Source organism: Mycobacterium sp. 1245111.1 (genome assembly GCF_001673405.1).
GTDB lineage: Bacteria > Actinomycetota > Actinomycetes > Mycobacteriales > Mycobacteriaceae > Mycobacterium.
This window is the reverse complement of sequence record NZ_LZLV01000116.1, coordinates 1-678: the sequence shown is the minus strand read 5'-3', so window position 1 is coordinate 678 and position 678 is coordinate 1. Positions and strand designations below refer to the sequence as shown.

The following is a 678-nucleotide window of genomic DNA, read 5'->3' as shown; positions in this document are numbered from 1 at the left end:
GCTTGAAAGAGGAGATACCCGCCGGGCTGAAGACCGGGATCATCCGCGCGATGGGCAGCACCGGCAAGGTGGTGACCAACGCCGGTCTGGTGTTCGCGTTCACGATGGCCTCAATGGTGGTCAGCGACCTGCGCATCATCGGCCAGGTGGGCACCACCATCGGTCTCGGCCTGCTGTTCGACACGTTGGTGGTGCGCTCGTTCATGACGCCGTCCATCGCCTCGCTTCTGGGGCGCTGGTTCTGGTGGCCGATCAAGGTGCGACCACGGCCGGCCAGCGTGATGCTGCGACCATACGGGCCGCGTCCCGCTGTGCGCGAGCTGATTCACCGCGACGTCGAAGACGAGACCGAAGCCGGAGTTGTGCAGAAGGTCTAGTCACCCTGCGCGGCAAGCTGATTCGCTGGCTGCATGTGCACGGCGATTGCCTTCTTTCACATCGAGATCGACGTTGTGCTGGCGCGCTCTCGCACTTTCCTTTCGCTGCTTAACGTCGATCTCGGTGCGTGGAAACCGAATAAGCCTGTCAGGCAGTCGATTTCGGCAACGGCCCGGTGGGGGCGTCCTGGGGTTCGCCGAAGCTCGTGCCGAGCAGCGACCGCACGGCCGGGCGCGGCCCGGTGGGTCGCAGCATCGCGCTGGCCGGCCGTGGTCGCACCTTGATCGGCCACCAGAACCA

At 65.2% G+C, this 678-nt stretch carries 1 protein-coding gene; it reads left to right on the top strand.

Annotated features, from left to right (window positions below):
* Positions 1 to 377 (top strand): MMPL family transporter (locus tag A5658_RS18880; protein WP_156751548.1); only part of this gene is annotated, 377 nt, incomplete at its 5' end.
* Positions 378 to 678 lie beyond the last annotated feature (301 nt).